15 protein-coding genes are annotated in these 24,574 nt (G+C 47.8%); 5 read left to right on the forward strand and 10 right to left on the reverse strand.

Translation table 11 applies throughout. The annotated features are described in order from the left end of the window. Positions 1 to 30 precede the first annotated feature (30 nt). Positions 31 to 5,691 carry an alpha-2-macroglobulin family protein gene (locus B2739_RS01605; RefSeq protein WP_331344124.1) on the forward strand — a complete coding sequence of 1,887 codons (5,661 nt, stop codon included), beginning with the start codon at positions 31 to 33 and terminating at the stop codon, positions 5,689 to 5,691. Between the two features lie 182 nt (positions 5,692 to 5,873). On the opposite strand, the gene B2739_RS01610 is transcribed toward B2739_RS01605, so the two are convergent. Further along, positions 5,874 to 7,856, reverse strand: a complete 1,983-nt coding sequence (locus B2739_RS01610) for a carbohydrate-binding protein (protein WP_331344125.1) — start codon at positions 7,854 to 7,856, stop codon at positions 5,874 to 5,876. A gap of 483 nt (positions 7,857 to 8,339) precedes the next feature. Here B2739_RS01610 and B2739_RS01615 point away from each other — a divergent pair, with 483 nt between their 5' ends. Next, positions 8,340 to 10,928: a glycoside hydrolase family 3 protein gene (locus B2739_RS01615; RefSeq protein ID WP_331344126.1), complete on the forward strand. Its 2,589-nt coding sequence runs from the start codon at positions 8,340 to 8,342 to the stop codon at positions 10,926 to 10,928. A 183-nt stretch (positions 10,929 to 11,111) separates the two neighbouring features. Here B2739_RS01615 and B2739_RS01620 read toward each other — a convergent pair whose 3' ends face one another. The 6 genes from B2739_RS01620 to prlC all read right to left on the reverse strand — a co-directional run bounded on the left by B2739_RS01620 (position 11,112) and on the right by prlC (position 20,514). Continuing rightward, positions 11,112 to 12,596: a tryptophan halogenase family protein gene (locus B2739_RS01620; RefSeq protein WP_331344127.1), complete on the reverse strand. Its 1,485-nt coding sequence runs from the start codon at positions 12,594 to 12,596 to the stop codon at positions 11,112 to 11,114. 57 nt (positions 12,597 to 12,653) lie between these two features. Further along, positions 12,654 to 13,688: a cupin-like domain-containing protein gene (locus tag B2739_RS01625; RefSeq protein WP_331344128.1), complete on the reverse strand. Its 1,035-nt coding sequence runs from the start codon at positions 13,686 to 13,688 to the stop codon at positions 12,654 to 12,656. A gap of 40 nt (positions 13,689 to 13,728) precedes the next feature. Further along, entirely contained in the window at positions 13,729 to 14,451 is a 723-nt protein-coding gene (locus tag B2739_RS01630) for a SapC family protein (protein ID WP_331344129.1), read from the reverse strand. 203 nt (positions 14,452 to 14,654) lie between these two features. Beyond that, positions 14,655 to 17,726, reverse strand: a complete 3,072-nt coding sequence (locus B2739_RS01635) for a TonB-dependent receptor (RefSeq protein WP_331344130.1) — start codon at positions 17,724 to 17,726, stop codon at positions 14,655 to 14,657. 463 nt (positions 17,727 to 18,189) lie between these two features. Next, complete coding sequence (locus B2739_RS01640; RefSeq protein ID WP_331344131.1) at positions 18,190 to 18,441, reverse strand: YheV family putative zinc ribbon protein; 252 nt, start codon at positions 18,439 to 18,441, stop codon at positions 18,190 to 18,192. Beyond that, positions 18,442 to 20,514: an oligopeptidase A gene (prlC, locus tag B2739_RS01645; protein ID WP_331344132.1), complete on the reverse strand. Its 2,073-nt coding sequence runs from the start codon at positions 20,512 to 20,514 to the stop codon at positions 18,442 to 18,444. Between the two features lie 83 nt (positions 20,515 to 20,597). Between prlC and B2739_RS01650 the strand changes: the two genes are divergently transcribed. Both B2739_RS01650 and B2739_RS01655 read left to right on the forward strand, forming a co-directional pair. Further along, positions 20,598 to 21,137, forward strand: a complete 540-nt coding sequence (locus tag B2739_RS01650; RefSeq protein ID WP_331344133.1) for a gamma carbonic anhydrase family protein — start codon at positions 20,598 to 20,600, stop codon at positions 21,135 to 21,137. A gap of 33 nt (positions 21,138 to 21,170) precedes the next feature. Then, positions 21,171 to 21,842 (forward strand): fumarylacetoacetate hydrolase family protein, encoded by a 672-nt coding sequence (locus tag B2739_RS01655; protein WP_331344134.1) that lies wholly within the window; start codon positions 21,171 to 21,173, stop codon positions 21,840 to 21,842. A 42-nt stretch (positions 21,843 to 21,884) separates the two neighbouring features. Here the strand turns inward: B2739_RS01655 and B2739_RS01660 are convergent, their stop codons facing one another. Together B2739_RS01660 and B2739_RS01665 are read right to left on the reverse strand one after the other, a co-directional pair. Continuing rightward, the gene (locus B2739_RS01660) at positions 21,885 to 22,577 is read right to left on the reverse strand and encodes a pirin family protein (RefSeq protein ID WP_331344135.1); all 693 of its coding nucleotides are present in this window, start codon (positions 22,575 to 22,577) and stop codon (positions 21,885 to 21,887) included. Positions 22,578 to 22,646: 69 nt separating this feature from the next. Continuing rightward, positions 22,647 to 23,087: a DoxX family protein gene (locus tag B2739_RS01665; RefSeq protein ID WP_331344136.1), complete on the reverse strand. Its 441-nt coding sequence runs from the start codon at positions 23,085 to 23,087 to the stop codon at positions 22,647 to 22,649. Between the two features lie 171 nt (positions 23,088 to 23,258). Between B2739_RS01665 and B2739_RS01670 the strand changes: the two genes are divergently transcribed. After that, positions 23,259 to 24,155, forward strand: a complete 897-nt coding sequence (locus B2739_RS01670; protein ID WP_331344137.1) for a LysR substrate-binding domain-containing protein — start codon at positions 23,259 to 23,261, stop codon at positions 24,153 to 24,155. Here B2739_RS01670 and B2739_RS01675 read toward each other — a convergent pair. Beyond that, positions 24,148 to 24,573: a YqaA family protein gene (locus tag B2739_RS01675; RefSeq protein ID WP_331344138.1), complete on the reverse strand. Its 426-nt coding sequence runs from the start codon at positions 24,571 to 24,573 to the stop codon at positions 24,148 to 24,150. The two genes, B2739_RS01670 and B2739_RS01675, sit on opposite strands and share 8 nt — an antisense overlap. Position 24,574: the final 1 nt, after the last annotated feature.

Genomic DNA, 24,574 nt, shown 5'->3' on the forward strand with positions numbered 1-24,574 from the left:
TCACCTATCACAACCAAACAGGGAAATATTATGCGTGTTCATTGGTTTTCTTATTGTGCGATTACCGCTTTGGCTTTTTTGCTCAGTGCGTGTGACAAACCCGCATCAGAACAAAAAACACAATCGGCACCGCTTGATATAAAAACAGCAGAGGCCATAGCACCGGATTGGGAAGCACATATTGCTGACTACCCCAAACGCTGGATTGCCACTGAAGCGCCTATGTACATCCGCTTCACACATCCGGTGATAAGCGAAACCGAAGTGAACACCGCATTTGATCCCAAGCAGGTGTCGCTGGATATAAAAATCCCCGTCAACCTCACTTTTACCTCCACAACAGACCTGCGCATCCAACCGATTGAACGATTGCCGGGCGATACCAAAATTCGCGTGCGCCTAAGCCCCAAAGGGTTGAGTGGAATCGAAAGCTCACTCGATGATTTTGAATTTGAAGTGCATACCATCAAACAGGATTTTGATTTACGTGTAGACAGTTTGAGCACGCAAGACGATGACGAAAACGTTATGCAGTTGAGCGGTGCAATTACCACCGCCGACACCAGTGAACTGGATGCAGTGAAAAAAATCCTGCGCATCCAGGTGAATGGCCGGGATACCAACGCGGTCTGGTCACAGGAATTGGATAAAAAAACACATCGCTTTTTGATTACCGGCATTGAACGCGGTGAGGCCGCTGGCTCCATTCATTTGGAGTGGGACGGTACTGCTATTGGCTCAGACGATAAAGGTGCGCGCGATATTGAAATCCCTGCACAAAAAGCGTTTCAAATTACTGGCGTGCAAGTCACACACAAACCCAATACCACCATCGACATTCAATTTTCTGAAGAGCTGGACAACACCCAAAACCTCAGCGGTTTGGTAACGCTTGAAGGCAAACCCGTGAATGTCGTTGTGGATGGCAGCGTGTTGCGTTACACGCCCGACAAACTCGACGCAGGCGAACTTAATTTAACCATCAACGGTAGCGTCAACAGTAAAAAGCGCAAAAGTCTGGGCAGTGATTACCAACAAAAAATTGTTTTGGAATTAGTAAAGCCATTAGTTCGCTTTGTAGGTAGCACCTCCATATTACCGCCAGCAAAACAAATTTCTGTTCCGTTTGAAGCAGCGGGCGTGGATTCAGTACAAGTAATCGCCTTTAAAGTATTTGCCAATAACATCGGCCAGTATTTACAAGACTATCAATTGACCGCAGCTTACGCCGCTACTGATACTGGCCGCTACTTGTGGCGTAAAACCTACAACCTGCCAGAAATTCCACGCAGTGGTGTGCAACGTTTTAATCTTGACCTGACCGAGTTAATGGCGCAGCACCCGGAAGGATTAATCCGTTTGGAATTGCGTATTGACCGCAGCAATTCTATTTACACTTGCGATCAAGCGCGCCCCACAGAACCTACCAGCAAAATGCCGGAAAATGCTGATGGTGAAAATTATTACGACCGCGAAGAAGAACCGGCCTGGTATCAACAATATTATCAATCCAGCGGTTACTACAATTACAGCGAACGCAATAATCCCTGTGACGATACTTACTATTATTACGGCGACAATATTTCATCGGCGCGCAATTTTATTGTCTCTGATATAGGTTTGATGGCAAAGCGTGGCAGCGACAACCAATTGCATATTATCAGCACTGAATTAACCACCGCCAAACCGTTGGATGGCACCGAGGTAACGGCGTATAACTATCAGCGCCAGCCCATCGGCAGTGGAAAAACTGACAGTTACGGCATGTTGCAATTGAATACCGATGGCACGGCATTTTATCTGGAAGCCAAAAAAGATAAGCAGGTCGGCTACTTGCGTGTGCGCAACAGTGAAGCACTGCCCACCAACCAATTTGATGTGAGCGGTGAACACATTAAAGGTGGGCTGAAAGGATTTTTATACGGCGAACGCGATGTATGGCGGCCGGGCGATGATATTTTCCTGACCTTTATTTTGGAAGATAAAACCCAACAACTACCAGCGAACCACCCAGTTACGTTGGATTTGTTTGATCCCAGCGGGAAAAAAGTGCTGAGCCAAACTAACGTTCAGCCCGTTAATGATTTTTATACATTTAATCTGCGCACCGATGAAAACGCACCTACCGGAAATTATCGCGCAGTGGTGCATGTGGGCAACCGCTATTTTGACCAATTGTTAAAAATCGAAATGGTTGTTCCCAATCGTATTAAAGTCGATTTAACGCCAGCAGAAACACCCTTGCGCATTGGCAACATGCCAACCCAAGTCAGTTTATTTGCGCAATGGTTGCAAGGTGCAACCGCGAAAAATTTAAAATCCGATTCTGAATTAAAACTCTTTCCGAAAGCCTCGGTGTTTGCAGGCTTCGAACAATTTGTGTTTGATGACCCTGTGCGCAGTTTTTCCAGCAGCACCCAAAAAGTGTTTGATGGGCAATTGGATGAAAAAGGCTATGCCAGTTTTCCAGTGAATGTGAGTTTGTCATCACCACCGCCGGGCAAATTAACAGCATCCTTCACTACCCGCGTATTTGAAGAGAGCGGCAACTTCAGCACCATTTTACGGCCCTATGAATTATTGCCGTTTGATCACTGGGTGGGTTTAAACATTCCCAAAGGCAGCGGTTATATGGATGCCATCAGCCGCGATGAAGATCATCCTATTCTGATCCAAACCTTAAATGCACAAGGTAAAGCTGAAGCAAACCGCACCGTTGAAGTGAATGTATATGAAATCGGCTGGCGCTGGTGGTGGGATGAAGAAAATGAAAATCTCGCAGAATATTTTAATAATTCCACACATCGCTCAGTGGCGACTGAAACCCTGGTGAGCGATAGCAACGGTCGCATCAATTGGAAATTGGAAAAAAATAAATACGATTGGGGCCGTCACATTATCCGCGCGTGCGATATTGAAACGGGCGATGCGGGTCACTGCTCTGGTGAAGTGGTTTATTTGGGCTGGAGTTACGGCTCATCCACCAACAGTGATTCTGCAACACAATTAATGCTGTCTACGGATAAAGAAAAATATCAGGTGGGCGATATTGCCAAAGTGCGTTTACCTAAAGCACGCGAGGGCCGCGCATTAATCAGTATTGAAAATGGCAGCAAAGTATTGGAATCGCGCTGGTTGGATTTGCAACAAGGCCAAACCGAAATTGATATTCCCATCACTCAGGCGATGGCACCTAATGTGTATGCGAATATCACGTTGTTGCTGCCACATCAGGAGCGCGTTGCCGAAGCACCTATGCGTTTATACGGCATAGTGCCGCTGTTGGTGGAAGACCCTGCAACACGTTTGGTACCCGCATTAGAGGTAGCTGAAAAAGTCCGGCCAGAAACAGAATTCACGATTAAAGTGAGCGAGCAAAACCAACGCGCAATGACCTACACATTAGCGATGGTGGACGAAGGTTTGCTTGGCCTTACCAATTTCCATGCGCCCGACGCACACGATTATTTTTACAAACGCGAAGCACTGGGTGTACGCACCTGGGATTTATTCGACATGGTGGTGGGCGGCTATGGCGCATCACTGGAACGCGTTTTAGCAATTGGCGGTTCCGATGCAGCACTGGAAGCCGAACGTAAACGCCGTGAACGCCGCTTTCCACCGGTGGTGAAATTTCTCGGTGCATTTGAATTAAAAGCGGGTGAAACACGCGAGCATAAAATTCAATTGCCGCCTTATATGGGCTCGGTGCGCGTTATGTTGGTAGCGGGCGATACCGCTAACAATGCAAAAGCCGATAAAGCAGTGAGCGCGTATGGCAGCATTGAAAAAACCGTTACTGTCACGCAACCTGTCACGTTATTTGCAACACTGCCGCGCGTGCTTGGGCCAGGTGAATCCGTTAACTTACCGGTGAACGTATTTGTGAGCGAAGCGAATATCCAGAGCGTGGATATTTCTGTGGAAGCGAATGAAATATTCACCATCGAGAAGGGCAGTGCAACGCTCAGCTTTAATGAACCGGGCGATGCAATTGCCAACTTGCAACTCAAAGTCAATGACCGTATCGGCAAAGGCCATGTAAAAATTACCGCGCGCTCGGGCAATGAAATCGCCACGCAAGATATTTATATCGATTCGCGCGCGGCAAATCCGCCCACTACCGTTTGGGAAAATAAATTGCTACAACCGGGCGAGACCTGGACATCGCCGCTGCAACAAAATGGCATGATCGGTACCAATAGCGCCAGCCTTGAAGTCAGCACACTGCCGCCCTTGAATTTGGAGCAGCGGCTGGAATATTTAATTGGTTATCCGCATGGGTGTATTGAACAAACCACCTCCGCCGTATTTCCACAATTGCGTTTGGAAAAATTGGTCAACTTAACCGACGCACAAAAAGCCGATATTGAACACAACATCAATGCAGGCGTTAAACGTCTTGCGAGTTTCCAACATGCAAGCGGTGGATTTTCTTATTGGCCGGGCGATGGCTATGTGAATGAATGGGCATCCAGTTATGCAGGGCACTTTTTGTTGGAAGCAAAACGGGCGGGCTATTCGGTTCCAAAAAATTTGCTGGATAATTGGATTCGCTACCAGACCAATGCTGCACGCAATCCACAAATTGAAGGCAATTATTACGATGAAGTCGTGCTGGCCTATCGCCTGTACACATTGGCACTAGCCGACAAAGCCGAATTACCGGCTATGAACCGTTTGCGCGAAACATTTAAATCCGCAACCCAAAATAACCAACAGGATTACCGCCTGCCTGCACGCTGGTTACTGGCAATGGCATATCAACATGTAGGATTAAAAGATGCCGCGCAAGATGTAATGGGCGCAGTATCGAATAACGTTCCTGTTTATAAAGAGGCCGGATATACCTACGGTTCTGATATGCGCGACCGCGGCTTATTGCTCGCAACACTGGTGAGTTTGGATTCAAACAAAGACCTTACCTGGCAAGTGGCTGAACAAGTAGCAACTGATTTATCCAACGATAGCTGGTACTCCACACAAAGTATCGCGTGGGGCTTATTGGCCATGAGCGAATTTTCTGCCGCCAATGTGAGCAGTAACGGTGTGAAATTCGCGTATCAACAACACGGCGAAAACAATTGGATCACGCAAGCCAGCAACAATGCCTTGTTCCGCACCGCGATCAATAATCCGCAAGTGACTGTGCGCAATGATCACGACAAACCCATTCGTGTGCTGGTGAGTAACCGTGGCATTCCCGCCAATTTGCATGAAGAACCCGGTAGCGACGGCCTTGCAATGCAGGTGGATTTTTTAACGCTGGACAATAAACCGCTTAGCGTTGAGCAATTGCCACAAGGGCAGGATTTTGTTGCGGAGGTCACCATCACTGGTGAGTTCGATAAATTGCTCACCAGTAATATCGAAAATATTGCACTCACCGCCGTTGTACCCAGCGGTTGGCAAATCCGCAACGAACGCCTCGAAGGTGCGCAAATGCCCAAAGGCATCGACTATATGGATATCCGCGATGACCGCGTACTCGCCTATTTTAGTTTGTGGCGCAATTACTACTGGAATTATCGCTACCAAGATCGCAACCAAACCAGCGTGACATTGCGCATTATTTTAAACGCGAGTTACGCCGGTAAATTCTATTTACCCGGTTGGCACACCAGCGCTATGTACAATGAAAAAATACATGCAAAAAGCAAAGGGTATTGGGTAGAGGTTGTAGATAACTAACATGAAGAAATTCGAGCAGCAGAGAATTCGTGATGGTTAACCCTGTTATGTTAATTACCGGTGCAAGCAGCGGCCTATTGGCAGTTTGGTAGATGTGAGCGGCGGGCGTTAGATAAATAATGTTTTCCAATAAAAAACGGCAGAAAAATATCTGCCGTTTTTTGTTTACATCGTTTAAAAAATTACTGCCGCTGAATATCAACAAACGGACTGTAAACACCGTTCTTATCAAATGCGGCGATTTGGAAAATATAGTCACCTTCTAACCATGGGAAGTTATAGGTGGTTGTCCATGCGTCATTAATGCTGATGTAAGTAAACTTGGTATCCGTTGTTTTTTTGTAGCGGATTTCATAGCCACCCACTTCAGTAATATCCAGATAATTTCCGTTCTCACGTTTATTGGGCGCAGTCCAACTAATTCCCACAGGGCCAGCAACATGTTGGCCATTTGCAGCCGACGATGACGATGACCAACTGGAAGAACTCACTGCCGGAATTGATGAACTTGATGAACTGACCGCTGCTTTTGAGGAGCTGGACGAACTGACCGCAGGAGCGGATGAACTTGATGAACTGCTTACCGTCGGTGGGCTGACCGGATTTGTCGTGATAGGTTCGATTTTAAACCAATTCACATTAAACCCACCCAACAATGCTTTGATACCAAAAGAATGTTTTCCTGCAGGTAAGGTTACTGTGCGTTCAACACTAACCCATTTTTGCCAGCCGCCTGTTACTGGCACAGTTACAGTATCAAAAATGGTAGTTCCGCCCGCTTCATGAAGAGTAAATTGTCCGCCCGCACTCAGACTGGCGACACGATACGTCACTTTATAGCTGGTTGTTTTGGGAATAAACACTTCGACATTTTTGTAATCCATCCAGTCGCCAGTGTTAATATTGCCGGTATTTTTACCACCGCCAACATCAGAAGTATTTTCATTCCAAACACCGCTCATTGCAGAATAATTTTCTGCCTGAATAGTCAATGGCATAGGCGTGCCTATTGGCTCGATCTTAAACCAGTTCACATTGAACCCACCCGTTTTTGCAAAAATCGTAAACTGGTGGTCGCCTTCTGACATATCCACTTCAGTTTCAACATCGACCCAAGTTTGCCAAGCACCGGTTTTAGGAATACTCACTTCCTGATAGGGTGCATTTGTACTGGCTTCTTTCAGTTGAAGCACACCGCCGCCATTCAGGCTCGCAACACGATAGGTAATTTTGTATTTGCCGGTGAAGGGTAATTTCACATTGGTGCCGGAGTAATTCATCCAGTCGCCAGTATTGATGTTGCCCGTATTTTTACCGCCACCAACGTCCTTGGTTGCCTCATTCCACACACCACTCATGGTTGTATAATTTTCAGCCTCAATAATGTACGTATAATCACTTGGCGTAGTTGCTGTAGGGGCAACACTCGATGCAGCTGCACTGCTTGCAACGCTCGCAACAGATGAACTGCTTGAAGAAGCCAAGGGCGCAGTTACATTTTCAATTTTGAACCAGTTGACATTAAACCCGCCCAGAGTTGCGATCAGGGTCAGGTTGTGTGTTCCCGCGGTGAGCATAACAGTGCTTTCAACATCAACCCATTTTTGCCACCCACCAGTTACTGGCACAGTCACTGTATCCAAAACAGCAGATCCTGATTTCAATTGAAAACTTCCACCTGCGCTCAAGCTCGCCACACGGTAAATGATTTTGTAAGTACCATCGGCAGGAATATTGATGTTGTTGTACGTCATCCAATCACCGGTGCCGATATTGCCGGTATTCATCCCACCACCAACATCCTGAGTGTTTTCATTCCACACACCGCTCATGGTTGAATAATTTTCCGCCTCAACAGTGATGGGAGCCGCGCGGGCAATACTGGGAGCAAACATCATGAATGGTGCGCACAAAGCCATTGCGATAGAGGCATGACGCAAACGCAATTGCCAATTCAGGCCTCGCTTGAGTTGTAACCGGTCAATAAAACCCAGCTCAATTAAAATTTCACCAATAGGTGCGACAGTTGCCGTGCTGTCCGAAGGATCCAGTAAGCGTTTCCGACGGGATTGCTCCGCAATAGCAAGATCGAGCTGTGCGGGCGTTATCAATCCCTTACTGACAAGTATGTCACCTAAGCGTGTGAGCTCTTTTTTCTTGAACATGGTTCCTCCAAAACTACAACCGCATACGTTTTGCGAGCCGAGTGATATGAATCTAAATATGGTCAGATGGTATTTATCCTTTTTCAGTGTAGAAGAGCTTGTCGATTTTGGGATGCAGAACACATGTGCTCTGTTGCAATCTTTTCGCATATGAGCATCGGCGGATATGCTTTTAAAAGAGACAGGATGTTTTATGGATAAAAACCTGTTTTTTATATACCCAATATTTCTTGCAAATCACTGGCTCTGGACGATTTTTCGATCATAAAAGGTAAAGTTTATTCGCAGGATTGCCATCAACTGCTACCTTTTATAAGCGAATATTGATGCTGTAGTCTTTTTGGCTGTTGCATATAACCAATATTGATTATTATCGCGCCCTTTTTTGGCTCGCCTCGTTTGGCATCCCACTCGGTATGGTTAATCGCATTGCTATTGATTGTTTAAATAACAAGTCACTGCTTACATAACAGGTCATCCACTATGAACAACAAAGGACAACTTCGGTCGCTGGTTTCCGGCGCCGTTCTACTATCACTACTCGCCGGTTGTGACTCACAAAAAACAGAAGCTCCCTCGGCTACCACACCATCTGCTGCCACAACCACTGCTACCAAAGTGGAATGGCCTGCTATCACCAGTGCGGTAAAACAAGACCCGGCGGTTGAGCAGCGTATTGACGAGCTGCTGGCCAAAATGACGTTGGAAGAGAAAATCGGCCAGGTCATTCAACCCGAAATCAAATTCCTGACCCCCGAGGATATCAAGCAGTATCACGTGGGTTCTGTGCTGAACGGCGGTGGCAGTACTCCGGGCAGCAACAAATACGCAACAATGGAAGACTGGGTCAATCTGGCCGACAGTTTCTATAACGCATCGATCGATAAATCCAACGGCCGTATTGGTATTCCGATCATGTGGGGTACCGATGCGGTACACGGCTTGGGCAACGTAATTGGCGCAACCCTGTTCCCGCACAACATTGCGCTGGGCGCGACCAATAACCCTGAGCTGCTGAAAGACATCGGCCGTGTGACTGCTGTTGAAATCGCCGTGACCGGCCTTGACTGGGACTTCTCGCCTACAGTTGCTGTAGCACGCGATGACCGCTGGGGCCGCGCTTATGAAAGCTGGTCTGAAGATCCAAAAATCGTTGGCGACTTTGCCGGCAAGATGGTCGAAGGCCTGCAGGGTAAAGGCGGTTCTGAAGAGTTCCTGTCCAATAACCATGTAATCGCAACCGCCAAACACTTTATTGGCGATGGCGGCACCTTGAACGGTGTGGACCGCGGTCCAACCCAAGGCGATGAGCAGCATCTGCGTGACATCCACGGCGCTGGCTATTTCAGTGCGCTGGAGTCTGGCGTACAGGCGGTGATGGCCTCCTTCACCAGCTGGGATGGCACCCGTATGCACGGCCACAAATATCTGCTGACGGACGTACTCAAAGGCCAAATGGGCTTTGATGGTTTGGTCGTAGGCGACTGGAGCGGCCACAGTTTTATCCCCGGCTGTACCGCTGTGGATTGTCCTGAATCGCTGATGGCGGGCCTGGACGTTTATATGGTGCCCGAGCCTAACTGGAAAGAGCTCTACAACAACCTGCTTGCCCAAGCCAAATCCGGTGAAGTCACCGCCGAGCGTCTGGACGATGCGGTACGCCGTATCCTGCGTGTGAAAATCCGTGCCGGTCTGTTCGAGAAAGGTGCTCCATCTACACGCCCATTGGCCGGCAAGAAAGAACTGCTGGGTGCACCTGAGCATCGCGCAATTGCGCGTCAGGCGGTGCGTGAATCGCTGGTGATGCTGAAAAACAAAAACAACCTTTTGCCACTCGCGCGCAACCAAAAAATTCTGGTCGCGGGTGATGGCGCTGACAATATCGGCAAACAAGCCGGTGGTTGGTCTGTGACCTGGCAAGGTACTGGTAACGTCAACTCCGATTTCCCCGGTGCCACTTCTATTTATGGCGGTATCAATGAAGTCGTAAGCGCCGCAGGCGGTACCGCTACCCTGAGCGTGGATGGTTCATTTAGCGATAAACCCGATGTCGCCATCGTCGTTTTCGGTGAAGACCCCTACGCTGAAATGCAGGGCGATGTGGGCATGCTCGCCTACAAACCGCGCAACCCTGCTGATCTGGAATTGCTGAAAAAACTGCGCAGTCAGGGCATTCCTGTCGTATCCCTGTTTATCACCGGTCGCCCACTGTGGGTTAACCGCGAGCTCAACGCGTCTGATGCGTTTGTTGCGATTTGGCAACCAGGTACCGAAGGTGCAGGTGTTGCGGATGTGATCTTCAAAAATGCCGCCGGTGAAATCAATTACGATATGAAAGGCCGCCTGAGCTTCTCCTGGCCAAAACATCCTGACCAAACGCCGCTCAACAAAGGTGACGCGAATTACGACCCACTGTTCGCATACGGCTATGGTATGAGCTATGCCGACAAAAACACCCTGGGTGATGACTTGCCGGAAGATGGCCTGAAAGCCGCTGAAGCATTGGATGTATTGGAAATTTTCAACCGTCGTCCAATGGAGCCATGGCAGCTGGAAATTATCGGCTACCAAAACGACATAGTGCCAATGAACAGCAACACCGTTAAAGCCTCGTCGCTCACCATTAAAGCGGTTGACCGCGATATGCAGGAAGATGCGCGCCGCGTAGAGTGGAATGGCTCAGGTAATGGCCAAGTGGCATTATCAGTCGCCAACCGTCAGGACTTTATCAACTACTACAACAGCGATTCCGCGCTGGTGTTTGATATTAAAGTTGATGCCGCACCAAGCGCTGTTGCCTACTTGCGTTTGGGTTGTGGTTCTTACTGTGCATCGGACATCGACCTGAGCGAAAAACTCAAGGGCTTCGCCGGTCAAGGCTGGCAAACAGTCACTGTGCCATTCAAGTGCTATCCGCAATCCGGTGCCAACTTCGGTATCGCACAACCACCAGAAGAGTTCTGGACACAAATCCTGCAACCTTTCTCGCTGATCACCAGCGGCACTATGGATATCACCTTCGCTAAAGTAAGCGTGGTAAAAGGTGCAGGCAAAGATGTAGCCTGTCCGTAATACCACTCGTTGCATAAATAAAAAGCCCGATCAGCAAAACTGATCGGGCTTTTTGTTTTTTGTACTTTTGTAAAATTTTTTTATGCAGGTTTTTACTTATCGCTAATTTTTAATCAACCAAGCAGGCCGATTGGTTTACATACAATCAATAAAAATATTAATCGTCAAACGGCCTTTCCGGATTCAGCGCTGTGACTTGCAATAGTGGCTAACAAATTCGTGATGCATCGGTAACTTTGCGACTACCTCAGCAATTGTTGCGCGCATTTTGGAAAGATGCCCGATCATCTCCTCATCAGACATGGTCTGGAATATCAAATGATGATGCTTTGGCATAAGCCCTTGACCCAGCATAACGTGCAGCCACGAATCAAGTCTGAACAACTCTCGACTATCCTGATAAGACAGCGCATGTTCTTTAAATAATTCAAGTCGATGGGACAATGAATCCGGAACACTCATATTTTTACAATAGCGCCAGAACTCACTGTCTTCACGCGAAGTAACGTGATAATGCAAAATAATAAAATCGCGAATGTTTTCCAATTCCGCTATCAATTGTTGATTATATTCTTTGATTATTGTTTGCGTTATGCCATTAAATGGAAACATATTCATGAGCCGGACAACACCTATCATAAACATGTAAATACTGGTCGATTCCAGCGGCTCGACAAAGCCACTCGAAAGCCCCAACGCAATACAATTTCGATTCCAAAAAACCTTGCGTCGCCCGGTTTTATATTTAATGACCCGGGGATCTGTTAACACTTTCCCTTTAACATTATTTAAAAGATGCGCTTTTGCTTGATCATCAGACATGAAGTCACTGCAAAAAACATTGCCATTACCAACGCGATGCTGAAGGGGAATATGCCACTGCCAACCGGCATGATGGGCAGTACAGGTTACATAAGGCTTGGGTGGTTCTACCGATTCGGTTTGTATAGCAATAGCACTGTTACAGGGCAACCAGTGCGACCAATCTTCATAAGGTGTGTTTAAAGTTTTATCAATTAACAGGCCGGTAAAACCGGTGCAATCGATAAATAAATCGCCTTCAATAAGTTCGCCCGACTCCAATAAGAGCGCCTTGATATCGCCATCAGGATGCTGCTGCACCTGCTGAATTTTTCCTTCAATACGCTTGGCGCCATGCTTTTCACTAAATTGACGTAAAAATTTTGCGTAGCGGGTAGCATCAAGATGATAAGCATAATTGATACTGCCGGTTTTTGACGTAGCAAACTTATTTGCTTTAGCCGCCTGCACCTCCAAACTATACTCACCAAATTCGGCGTTTATCCCTTTGCTTTTTGCATGCAACCAAAAATGTTGAAATTCAGCAAGGTAACTGCCTTTCCCCGTAGAGCCAAAAGGGTGAATATATTCATCGCCAATTTGGCCCCAGTTTTTAAACGAAATACCCAGTTTGAATACCGCTTCGGTAGCACGCATAAACTCTTGTTCATCAATCCCTAACAATGCGTGAAAAGTCCGCATCGGCGGGATAGTGGCTTCGCCAACGCCAACGGTTCCAATTTGATCTGACTCAACCAGCACCACATCCAGGAGTTTTCCCAGCTGCTTGGACAGGGCCGCGGCGGCAACCCAACCTGCAGTACCACCACCCGCAATTACTACTTTTTTTACACTATTATTTTTCATCGCCACAGCTCATCAATTAATCGCATTCGTCAATATATTTGCAGATAGATAAAACGTTTAACGGTTCAGTTTATTCAGCAACATTGCACGCAACATTTTACTTTTTGCCAAATCCATTTCACCAAGATACCCTCGCGCTGGCTCCGGTAAATGTTCGGCAGCTTGCTCAGCATCACCAAAAATGTAGTAGTCAAAAATGTGTTTCCACCCCAACTTTTCGTGCTCCGGTTTGTCGCGCAAACTCAATAACGCGTGATACAGCACGTTGCTAGCAGCTCCCATGTATTTCGGTGAATTACTCCACCAGTAATTTACCAGCACATTAAAAGTATTAAGCGCTTCAACCTGGTGCCACCACATACTTGGTAGGTACAACGCATCGCCTGCTTCCAGCTCAGCAATTTGGCCGTGCTGAATCGCATCGGCAAATTTTGGGTATTGTGTGAAGTCGGGATTATTAAAATCCACCATGCTTAATGCTTGCCCACCTGGAGTCGGTGTTAAAGGCCCCGGATACAGGTTGGCAATTTGGTCCGGAGGGAAAAGGGTGAACCTGCGCTTGCCTACTACGCAGCAGGCTAAATTATCCGAAGCATCGTAGTGACAGCAAGCGGTGGTGCGATTGCCAATCCAGATGCTGATGCGTAGATCTTCAAGCGGAACTATCGATTCAGGCCGTGGAATAACAATATCATTCTCGCGCCTGAAATCCGGAAAGTGTGTGTCGATAACATTCGAAGCAATGTAATACGATGTGGGATTCTGTTCGTTAAAACCTGCCTGAATCAGATCAAGCACTTCATCCACCCGCATTGTGCGGGAATCGTAATTTAGCTGTGTGCGTTCTTCGTTGTAAAAGAAACGACCTTTGATGTCGGGCGATCCAATACAGGCCGTTGAAGGGCGCCCGTTATAGTGCGACTTTAAATAGTGAATTGCATGACTATCTGATTGTCGCCCTTGTTCAGCAAGTTTCCAGTGATTGATTAAACCCTTAATAACAACCGGTTCTTTGGATGAAAAAACGTCTTCATCCAAAGCCCGGCTTTCGTAATCAGTAATAACTTTTGTTCTAGCGGTAATCATTGTCATAATATTTTTCACGCTGACTTTTTAGGCTATTCTGACAACATTACTTTTTCTTATTTTTGATTTCTGTCAATTTTCGGATATTTGTCATTGAGCTTATTACTGCATAGGCGAGCGGTAAAAATCCAAGCTTGTTCAATTTTTCTAATTGCTCACCGCCAAGCGCCATCAATTTTTCTTCATTAATAGTGAAGTTACCCACCAAACGCTGTTTCTCACCGTTATGTAAATCGATCTCTATATCAACAGGCTCAATTAAACCAAGTTCGGTAAAAGCATTGAACATTGCATCTTGCATCGCAATGCCCTCGTGAACAATGTTCAAAATACGGGCGATGTGATCCAGATAAGGACCGTTACCGCCATGTTCCAAAAACAATGGATACCCTTTTTCATCATTTGCTTTTGGATGATCCAAATCGATATGGATGACAGGCACTTTTTTCTTGTCCGTATCGGATTGGAAGCCAATAAGGAAAGGGCCTCTGGCAATCACTGCCGGAATATAATGTGCGTCCCACCCTGCTTTTACTGTTGGGTTTAAAAACAGATTTTCACCTTGACTCAACCCCAACAAAACAATTGCGTGAAATTTTTGCGTTTCAGGATTTTTCCTGAACAGGATTGGATATTCTTTTTGCAGCTCAATAAATTCGGTAGGAAACGCTAATACGCTACTGACATTATCGCCAAATTCGGCGCCGAAGCGGGTGACTACTTTTAAATCCTGGTGTGCCAGGTTATTCAATAATACTGTGTTTGCCATTGCTTGATATCCAGACCTTTAAAAACCCATGATTATTTATAAAATTTTATCTGTATTTGATGTAGCAAATATAAATGAAGCATACCTGAGAATGCAGAAACTTTTCAGATGAAATTAAAAAGCCAGAAGAAATTAAAAAGCCGCTTTTCAGCGGCTTTTTAACTTATCAACGATAAGATATTTAATTGAATCTAACGATTTAATTAAAAGGTATAACGGGCACCAAGTTGATAACGTGCACCCAAGTCATACATATCCCACATCATCGCGTAATTACGGCCGTGTGAACGGCTGTCTTCACCAGTAATGTTGATACCTTCCAAAGACACAGTCAGTGCGTCAGTCACCGAGTAACTCAGGTTAAGATCGATTTGAGAATAATCCTCGATATAACGTGGGTTACTGAAACCACCTCTGCTTGTCTCATTCAAGTACTCGCCACGCCAGTTATACGCAATACGTGCCTGGAAGCGGTCGTTTTCGTATATACCTGACAGGTTTGCAGTATCACTCAAGCCAACCAACGCAAATTGAGACTCGGTTGGTGAACCCAGGTTATCAAAACCTACGTCACCACGAACCAGGGTGTAGTTAGCCTGAACACCAAAACCGGTATCGCCGAAGAAGTGCTGCACGGCGAGTTCAATACCGTGGATTTTAGCTTCGCGTCCATTGTTTGGCGTATTGGTTCTAAACACCGCCAGCGGATCAGTTGAGTTGTCGTAAATATCCCAACCCGGTTGAGCGAGGATGAACTGATCTTGCTCACTCGTTCCGGTGTAGCCAGTGTTACCAAACTCAGCCACCCAAGCTGCATTGAGGCCGCCACCAGGCAAAGCGACATATTCGTTGAATGCTGTCTGACTGAACAGGGAAACATCGCTAACGGCGATTCCAGCTGCTTTCAACTGTGCTGCTGCTGCCTCTACACGAGGCCCGTTAGTCGAGTTACGAATACCAAGCAACTCGCGGTTTACTTGTTCGGAACCAATAAAGTTCTTCACATTCTTTTCAAACACACCGATAGAAGCGTAGCTACCTTCATCGTAGTACCACTCCACGGAAAGGTCGAAGTTAGTTGACTCCAAAGGTAACAAGCCAGGGTTTGATGCGCTTGCTGTTGGAATAGCGCCCAAATAGGTAGGACCACCACCGCTACCAAAGTTGGAAGCGGATACGCCCAGAGAACCCAAGCCCGCTCTGGCAATGGTTTTGCTGAACGAGAAGCGGCTGACCACATCATCAGTCACATTCAATGTTAAATCGAAGCTGGGCAGCAGGTTGTCATAGCTAGCCTTGGCAGAAGCCAACGTCTGTGGTTTGGAGCTATCAACGTTGATAGAGACGTCGTTGTCGCTCTCCCAGCGGTAGAAGTAAGCAGAGGACAAAGAGCTTGAATCTACATCGGTAGTCTCATAGCGCAAACCGGTCAAAACACTGAACGGCATAGTCCCTACGTTACCTTCCAAGCCAATCTGGAAGTAAGCAGACTGCATATCCTCTACCACAATGTTATGGGCAGACTGGTTCATTTTTGCAGGTAATGTGCTGCTGTAACGAGGAATAGTCATAGCAGCTTCATACAGCTCTGCAGCGTTGGCAATAAAGCCGTAACCACCCGCTTTTGGAGAGAAGTCGTCGAACTCGCCCTGAAGATCAAAAGGACGAACCAGACTGCCAAACTCACCTGGGTAGTTACCATCCCAGTTACCCAGAGAAATGTTTCCTGATGCATATCTGCGGGTGTTAGATTCCATTTCGCGGGACTCTATACCGAAATCAAAGTGACCGTTGTCGAGCTCGTAACGACCATCAAGTTTAATTTGGGTAACAGAAGATAACTGATCCGCTTGGTCCAAGTTGAGCATGGTTGAGCTGAGGTCGCTTGGATCAACCATACCATTAGGTGTCCAGGCCTGCTCATCTATAGCTGACTGAGGTCTTTGACGACGTGAATCATCATAAACGTTCAGATAGGTAGGGAATTCTCCGCCAAAAAACCATTCACGCTCAACAACAACAGGCGCAGCAAGAGCCATACGGATGGAGCCGGTACCGTGAGGGCCAGTACCACGGCTGTGCATTTCTGAATCGTGCACGTCCAGGCTGAACGAGAGGGCATCATTTACTTGATAACCCAAGTTTACGCCGACAGAATCCAGTGTGTTGGTTTGCTCTCTCCACTGTTGTTCGAAACCTTCATCAATCGCATTACCGTATGCCTCTTTGGCATAGATCATGGTTGCGATATCCTGGTTGTCAAATTCAACAGCCTGGAAATTGCCTTGTTGCTGCATCCAGTTGCCAGCTTGACCCAACTGTGACTTGATTTCATTCTCAGCAAAGGTGTAATCCACGGTAGCGGTAAAATCTTCCGTAGGTGCAAACTGAAGGGTTAACTGTGCGTTGTCGCGAGTACGTTGAGTGTCGATAAACTCATAGCGCAAGTCAAAAAAGCGCGAGTACATCTGGCCCTCATCCGGTGCATTTGTCACTTGGGCACTAGCGTTGTTCCAAGCTCTTTGTGGTTCGTTAACGCTGTCCCACGTGTAGATGCCCCAATCGTTTACTGTAGCACCAACAGTGCCTGAATCGCGCTCCTGATGGCTGGCACTCAGAGCCACACCGAAAGTTGAGTTGTCATTAGACCAGCTGAAAAGGCCTGACGCTTCCGGAGTTACGTCGTCACCAGCACGGTTAGTGGTATCCATAACTGCTTTGACGCCAACGCTCGCTACCAAGTCTGGATTATCCAGAGGTTTGGCAGTTTTAACGTTAACGGTCGCACCAATACCACCGGTAGTGACATTTGCTTTACCAGTTTTGTATACCTCTACACCGCTAATACCTTCTGAAGCCAGGTTTGCGAAGTCAAACGCCCTGGAATCACCACCACCACCGTTGCTGGTTGATGCCGCTGGCATAGTACGGCCATTCAGGGTCACCATATTGTTGTCTGCACCAAAACCACGCACGGTTATTTGCGAACCTTCACCGTTTGAACGGCTGATGGATACGCCAGTGATGCGCTGCAAAGATTCTGCAAGGTTGGTGTCAGGGAATTTACCGATGTCTTCTGAGCTAATCGCATCCACGACGCCCGCCGAATTACGCTTGGTATCCATAGAACGCTCAAGAGACGCGCGGATACCGGTCACGATAACCTCTTCAACACCTTCATCTTGCGCAACGGCAAAACCACTAAAGCCGGTAACGACTGTAGATGCGATGACTGTGGCAATGAGTTTCTTTTTGAATGTAGCTGTTTGATACATGTAGCACTCCTTAATCTAATTATGGTTCAGGACTTTTTGCTAATACCGCCAAAAAATTGGGCTCAAACGTGTCGATGATGTTCAAGCCCTCCATCGCTTCTAGCCAAAAGCGAAGGAGACAAGCACAGGACTGACGTGAATTGCTCCTCCACTGTGAATCGATGGTAAACACAGTGTAGGCGAAAAATCGTCATAGATAGTGCCGACTCGAATACAAGTATCATATATTCATATTGACCACAACATAAACAAAGCCGCTTCTATTCGAATAAACCATAAGTGTTACGCCAGACCACACTCCGCACGACAAATTGGTTCATTGGTAGCACTTTTGGTGATGGTTTTTACTGATGAAATTGACAGCCCTGTCAATTGGGCAAGTACTCATGAAAAAGCCATTGCAGATGACATTACTGCCATCTGCATATTCATCTATGAAAATATTTTGATTAGCAATTAAAGATCATTGATCCGGTTTGCTGAAGGGAAGGATGTTGATGACCTGCACGGCGTCGCGCTTGTCTTCTTCGGTCTGGTTCACGCGGGTTTCCAATTCCCGCGCGGCCGGTTTAAAACGCATTTCTTCTTTGTAGCCACAAGCGACACATTCGCGGTAATCCTTACCGTCTTCATTGAATACAACCAGCTTGTCCATTTCCGAGCAGCGCGGACAAACCGCGCCCGCAACGAAACGACGTTTTGTGCTGTAAGCCATTTATGCCACCTCTTCCGACGTTTCAGAAGGAGAGAACCCGGAGTGACGCAAGAGCGCGTCGATCTTCGGCTCGCGCCCACGGAAATTTTTAAACAATTCCATCGGTGCTTTGCTGCCGCCCTGCTGCAAAATTTCCTGCAGGAAACTTTCGCCAGTTTGCGCGTTGAAAATTCCTTCCTCTTCAAAACGCGAGTAAGCATCGGCGGACAATACTTCAGCCCATTTGTAGCTGTAGTAACCAGCGGCGTAACCACCGGCAAAAATGTGGCTGAAGCTATTTTCAAAACGGTTAAATGCAAGCGGCTTAATGACCGCCACCTGATCGCGCACCTCATTTAATACATCCTGTGCGGATTTGGGCGCGGCCGGATTGTATTGCGCATGCATACGGAAATCGAAAATGGAAAATTCCAGCTGGCGAATCATTTGCAAACCGGATTGGAAATTTTTAGCGGCCAGCATTTTATTGAGCAGGGATTGCGGCAGCGGCTCACCGGTTTGGTAGTGGCCGGAGATCAACGGAATCGCCTCTGGCTCCCAACACCAGTTCTCCATAAATTGGCTCGGTAATTCCACCGCATCCCATGCCACACCATTAATACCACTGACTGCAGCAACATCAATTTGGGTGAGCATGTGGTGCAAGCCGTGGCCAAATTCATGGAATAGAGTGGTCACTTCATCATGGGTAAGCAGTGAGGGTGTATCGCCTACCGGCGGGGTAAAATTGCAGGTTAAAAACGCAACGGGTAATTGCACGCCTTGTCCGGTTTTGCGGCGCACGCGGCAATCGGCCATCCAGGCACCGCCTTTTTTCTTGTCGCGTGCAAATAGATCAAGATAAAAACTGGCGATCTTTGCGCCGTTTTTTGCAATTTCATAAAAACGCACATCGGGGTGATAGCTGTCGAACTCGGCGATCTGTGTTACCTGGATGCCGAACAAACGCTGCACCACGTCAAACATGCCCGCAATCACTTTTTCCGCTGGAAAATACGAGCGCAACTCTTCTTGCGATACCGAATACTTTTCTACGCGCAATTTTTCGCTGTAGTAAGTCGTGTCCCAAGCTTGCAAATCGGCGCAGCCATTGGCCGCAGCAAACGCGCGCAACTCGGCGTAATCGCGCTCGGCATAGGGTTTGGATTGTTGGGCAAGCTCATCCAAAAACTGCAGCACTTGTGCGGGTGACTCGGCCATTTTGCTCGCTAGCGAGCGCTCGGCGTAATTACCGAACCCGAGTAATGTGGCCAGCTCATGGCGCAAGGCAAGCGTCTCGGCAATGATCGCGGTGTTATCAAATTCAGCGGCAGAAGATCCATCGGCCTTTTTGCCTTGCGCAGAGGCACGGGTAACATACGCGGTATAAATTTCCTCGCGCAGTGCGCGATTGTCGGCATACATCATCACTGCGTAATAGGATGGAAAATCCAAGGTAACTGCGTAGCCTTGCAGATTTTTTTGCGCTGCCGCTTGCGCCGCTTGTGCAAGTGCCGACTCCGGTAATCCGGCTAATGCATCGGCACTGTCAAATTGTTTATACCAGGCTTGGGTTGCATCCAATACATTATTGGAAAACTGAGTGGCCAATTCCGATAAGCGTTTTTGAATATCGCCAAAACGTTTTTTATCTGCAGCATTCAACGCAACACCACCCAAGCGAAAATCGCGCAGGGCATTGTTGATGGTTTGCTGTTGCGCTTGGGTCAAGCGCGTAAATTCATCGCTATCGGCCAATTGCTGATAAGCGCGATACAGTGCTTCGTTCTGGCTGAACTCGGTTGAGTAATCGGTCAGCAGCGCAACACTTTCGGTGTAGGCTTTGCGCAACTCATCGCTATTGGAAACCGAATGTAAATGGCTAACCGGTGCCCAGGCCTGATCCAACTTATCACCTTGTTCCTCCAAAGGCGCAACCAGCGAATCCCAGGTCGGTTGGGTAACATTCGCCAGCAACTGCGCCAATTGCGCCCGCCCTTGTTCAATTAATTCACTGATTGCCGGGGTGACATGCTCAGCCTTGATCGCTGAAAAAAGCGGCAGCAAGTGGCTGGCTAATAAAGGGTTACTCATGGATAGCTCCGTATGGCGAAAATCGGGCGGGGTTTGGCGTATCATACCACCCACAATGACGTTGGGTTTTGAGGAGAATATCTATGGGCGCGATTAGAAATTACCAAGGCCACACCCCGCAATTAGGTGCGCGGGTATTTGTCGATGAATCCGCGGTAGTGATTGGCGATGTCGTGCTCGGCGATGATGCATCGGTGTGGCCGTGCGTGGTTATCCGCGGCGATATGCACCGCATCCGCATAGGCGCACGCACCAGTGTGCAGGATGGTTCGGTATTGCATATCACCCACGCCAGCGATTTCAATCCCGCTGGCCACCCACTCACGATTGGCGATGATGTCACCGTCGGCCACTCGGTGTGCTTGCACGGTTGCACCATTGGCAACCGCGTTTTAGTGGGCATAGGCTCAACCATTCTCGATGGCGCAATAGTAGAAGATGAAGTGGTCATTGGCGCTGGCTCACTGGTGCCGCCGGGCAAGCGCCTTGAATCCGGATTTATGTACATGGGCTCACCGGTCAAACAAATCCGCCCGCTCAAAGATTCCGAGCGCCGCTTTTTTACCTACTCGGCCAATAATTACGTGAAATTAAAAGATACTTACATCAACGAAAACCCGTAATGACTAACGCGAAAACATCATCAAGGAGAGCAAATGAAATACGCATTACCGATTGTGGGTAGCAACACGGAATTTCCAATCAACAAAATTATTTGCATCGGCCGCAACTATGCCGAACATGCGCGCGAAATGGGGCATGACCCCGAGCGCGAACCGCCATTTTTCTTTTTCAAACCGCAAAGTGCACTCGCGCAAAATGGCGATGATTTTATTTATCCGCACTTTTCACAACAGGTTGAACATGAACTTGAATTAGTAGTTGCGATTGGTAAATCCGGCGCGAATATTTCTGTTGCCGAGGCAAGGCATTATGTCTTTGGTTTTGCCGTGGGTTTGGACATGACCTGCCGCGATCGCCAAAAAGAAGCCAAGCAATTAGGCCGCCCCTGGGAACTGGCCAAAGGTTTTGATGGTTCAGCGCCTTGCACCGCAATCCAACCCGGCTCACTAGCGGATTTGGAAAAGTATGGCGATTTGGTCTTAACGCGCAATGGTGAAGAAGTACAACGCGGCAACTGGCGCGATATGGTTTGGCCAATTCCGGAATTGATTGCGCAAATATCGCGTTATTTTAAATTGGAAACCGGCGATTTGATTTTTACCGGCACGCCGGCAGGTGTAGGGCCAGTGAATGTTGGCGATAAATTGGAAGCACGTGTGGAAGGATTTTCACAACAACTTACAATAAAAATAATTAACCAATAAAATACATCAGGTGATTTTTTTCACCTGATGTATTACAGCTCGTCAAGGCAAATCAAACACCAAAGCTTTCACCGGTTGCTTGGTTGCATTCAATTGCAGCTCGCTGATAGCAGATAGTTTTGCACCATCGCCCGCACGTACCGATTCATCCTCAATTTTTAACTCGCCCTCAATCACATGCACATAGTAATGACGATTGTTGCGGGTATTTAATTGCGCAGTTTCGTTGGCACCTAACAACAGTTGATAAATTCGCGCATCCTGTTTGATCACCAGACTTCCGGCTTCGCCGTCCGGGCTTACCGCAAGGGTTAAACCGGGGTTGCGGCCAAAATCTTTTTGCTGATAGCCGGGCGCTTCACCGTACACATTCGGTTGAATCCAGATTTGCAAAAAATGTAAGCCTTTAGTGCGCGATGGATTAAATTCGCTGTGGCGAATTCCGCTACCGGCCGACATCAACTGAAACTCACCCGGTGGCAATGTTGCCGCATTGCCTTCGCTGTCTTTGTGGGCGATTTCGCCATCGAGCACGTAACTGATAATTTCCATATCGCGGTGGCCATGGGTATCAAATCCGGCACCGGGCGTTACGCGGTCATCATTAATAACGCGCAGCGCAGAAAATCCCATGTGACGCTCATCGTAATAACTGCCAAATGAAAACGTGTGCTTGCTGTCCAACCAACCGAAGTTGGCACCACCACGTTCATGGCTGCGTCTAATACTGATCATGTTACACCTCATTCATTGCGCGGCCGGTCAATTCCGGCCGCGAACTATCCAATAGGTTTTTACTGATATTTACTGTACACGCTGGGCGATCAGGCTATCGGCACTGGCACGGCCACCGCCAGAGATCAGCAGGGACACAGCACCGGCAAGCAGCGCCAAACCAAACTCATAGCCGTTGTTGCTCATAAACAAACCGTTGCTGATATGCACCGAGAAAATCGCCACCACCATTGTGAATGCCAGTACCAACGCGGTAGGGCGAGTGAGCAGACCGAGAATCAAAAACAGGCCGCCGAAAAACTCTGCTGAACCGGCCAGCGCCGCCATTACTACACCTGGGCCAAGGCCGATGGAATCCATCCACTGCCCGGTGCCCTGCAGGCCGTAGCCGCCAAACCAGCCGAACAATTTCTGTGCGCCGTGGGCGGCGAAGATAATACCCAGTGGCAAACGCAGCGCCAGTTGTGAGTAGCTGTTGTTGGTGGCAAGTACTTTAGTGATTAGACTCATGATGATCTCCAAAAAATTTGATTACCGCATTCAGTTAATATCGTTGGTTTGGCTTGCTGTATTTCGCTGTTCGCCTCACGTGTTGCAAGAATAGGCTTGTAGCCGCCGAGAAAAAAGCGGAACATTTTGAGTTATTACTTCAAATTTTTTGAACAAAGGAAAAGCCAAACTATGCACCATGCCATCACCCTGGAAGCCCTGCGTGTACTGGATGCAATTGACCGTAAAGGCAGCTTTAGTGCCGCCGCTGAGGCCTTGTTCAAGGTGCCATCGGCGCTTTCCTATACCGTCCAAAAGCTGGAATCCGATCTTGGCATCACCTTATTTGACCGCAGCAAACAGAAGGCCCAGCTAACCGCTGCCGGGCGTTTGTTGTTGGAGCAGGGCCGCCAACTGCTGCAGGCTGCCAATGCGATAGAGGAGGCGGTGCAGCAACTGGAATCCGGCTGGGAAACGCAATTGCGCATCGCTGTGGATACTGTCTTGCCGCTGGCTCCGCTGTTAAAACAGATCAACGCATTCAACCAGTTGGATAAACGGGTCGCCATCACCATCAGAGAAGAAGTCTTAGGCGGCACATGGGATGCATTGATCGCCGAGCGCTGTGATTTAGCGCTCGGTGCGAGCGGTGATTTACCCAAAGGTATTTTTGAATATCACCTGATGGGCGAAGTGGAATTTGTGTTTGCTGTCGCGCGCGAACATCCGCTCTGCCTGCATAAAGGCCCGGTCGATGCCGCCGCCATACGCGCATTCCCTACGATTGTCATGGCAGATTCATCGCTCACCTCACCGGGGCGGGAATCAGGTTTGCTCGAAAGCAAACAAATTATCCGCGTACCTAATGTCGCTGCAAAAATTCAGGCGCAAATTTTCGGCATAGGCGTGGGCTTTTTGCCAAAACATTTAATTAGCGATGAAGTAAAACGTGGCGATTTGATTGTGCTGGAATGTTCAGTGCCACGCCCGAATATCCCGCTTTACATGGCATGGCGAAAAAATAATTCAGGCAGGGCACTGCAGTGGTTTATCAAAAATATATCCAACCACACCTGGCTTGCTAGTTAATGATATTTAGCGTTAGCAAAATAACAGCGCCATAGCGAAGCGATTTTCCAATCGCTACCAAAGCCAAAAACCTCCAAAACGGAATTCGCATTACACCTGCTACAAACGTCAACGGATCACCAATGACCGGTAACCATGCAAACAACAACGACAATACACCATAGCGCTGGAAATGCAGTTGGGCTTTAGCCAGTTGTGTCGGTTTTAGGGGAAACCATTTTTTATCTTGCCAGCGCAGACACTCTTTTCCCAAATACCAATTCACACAAGAGCCAAGTGTATTGCCGCTGGTTGCTGCAATCCACAGCAACCAGGGCGAATAGTGTTGATACAGAAGTGTAGCCAGTAAAGCTTCAGACGAGAGCGGGAACAGAGTAGCGGCGATAAACGCCGTGAAAAACAGTGAGAGATACACCATA

The organism is Cellvibrio sp. UBA7661, assembly GCA_002483365.1.
In the GTDB taxonomy this organism is placed as follows: domain Bacteria; phylum Pseudomonadota; class Gammaproteobacteria; order Pseudomonadales; family Cellvibrionaceae; genus Cellvibrio.

Bases quoted from the DNA above. Each gene is read 5' to 3' on its own strand.
- B2739_RS01605 (WP_331344124.1), top strand. From the start codon at position 31: ATGCGTGTTCATTGGTTTTCTTATTGTGCGATTACCGCTTTGGCTTTT.
- B2739_RS01610 (WP_331344125.1), bottom strand. From the start codon at position 7,856: ATGTTCAAGAAAAAAGAGCTCACACGCTTAGGTGACATACTTGTCAGT.
- B2739_RS01615 (WP_331344126.1), top strand. From the start codon at position 8,340: ATGAACAACAAAGGACAACTTCGGTCGCTGGTTTCCGGCGCCGTTCTA.
- B2739_RS01620 (WP_331344127.1), bottom strand. From the start codon at position 12,596: ATGAAAAATAATAGTGTAAAAAAAGTAGTAATTGCGGGTGGTGGTACT.
- B2739_RS01625 (WP_331344128.1), bottom strand. From the start codon at position 13,688: ATGACAATGATTACCGCTAGAACAAAAGTTATTACTGATTACGAAAGC.
- B2739_RS01630 (WP_331344129.1), bottom strand. From the start codon at position 14,451: ATGGCAAACACAGTATTATTGAATAACCTGGCACACCAGGATTTAAAA.
- B2739_RS01635 (WP_331344130.1), bottom strand. From the start codon at position 17,726: ATGTATCAAACAGCTACATTCAAAAAGAAACTCATTGCCACAGTCATC.
- B2739_RS01640 (WP_331344131.1), bottom strand. From the start codon at position 18,441: ATGGCTTACAGCACAAAACGTCGTTTCGTTGCGGGCGCGGTTTGTCCG.
- prlC (WP_331344132.1), bottom strand. From the start codon at position 20,514: ATGAGTAACCCTTTATTAGCCAGCCACTTGCTGCCGCTTTTTTCAGCG.
- B2739_RS01650 (WP_331344133.1), top strand. From the start codon at position 20,598: ATGGGCGCGATTAGAAATTACCAAGGCCACACCCCGCAATTAGGTGCG.
- B2739_RS01655 (WP_331344134.1), top strand. From the start codon at position 21,171: ATGAAATACGCATTACCGATTGTGGGTAGCAACACGGAATTTCCAATC.
- B2739_RS01660 (WP_331344135.1), bottom strand. From the start codon at position 22,577: ATGATCAGTATTAGACGCAGCCATGAACGTGGTGGTGCCAACTTCGGT.
- B2739_RS01665 (WP_331344136.1), bottom strand. From the start codon at position 23,087: ATGAGTCTAATCACTAAAGTACTTGCCACCAACAACAGCTACTCACAA.
- B2739_RS01670 (WP_331344137.1), top strand. From the start codon at position 23,259: ATGCACCATGCCATCACCCTGGAAGCCCTGCGTGTACTGGATGCAATT.
- B2739_RS01675 (WP_331344138.1), bottom strand. From the start codon at position 24,573: ATGGTGTATCTCTCACTGTTTTTCACGGCGTTTATCGCCGCTACTCTG.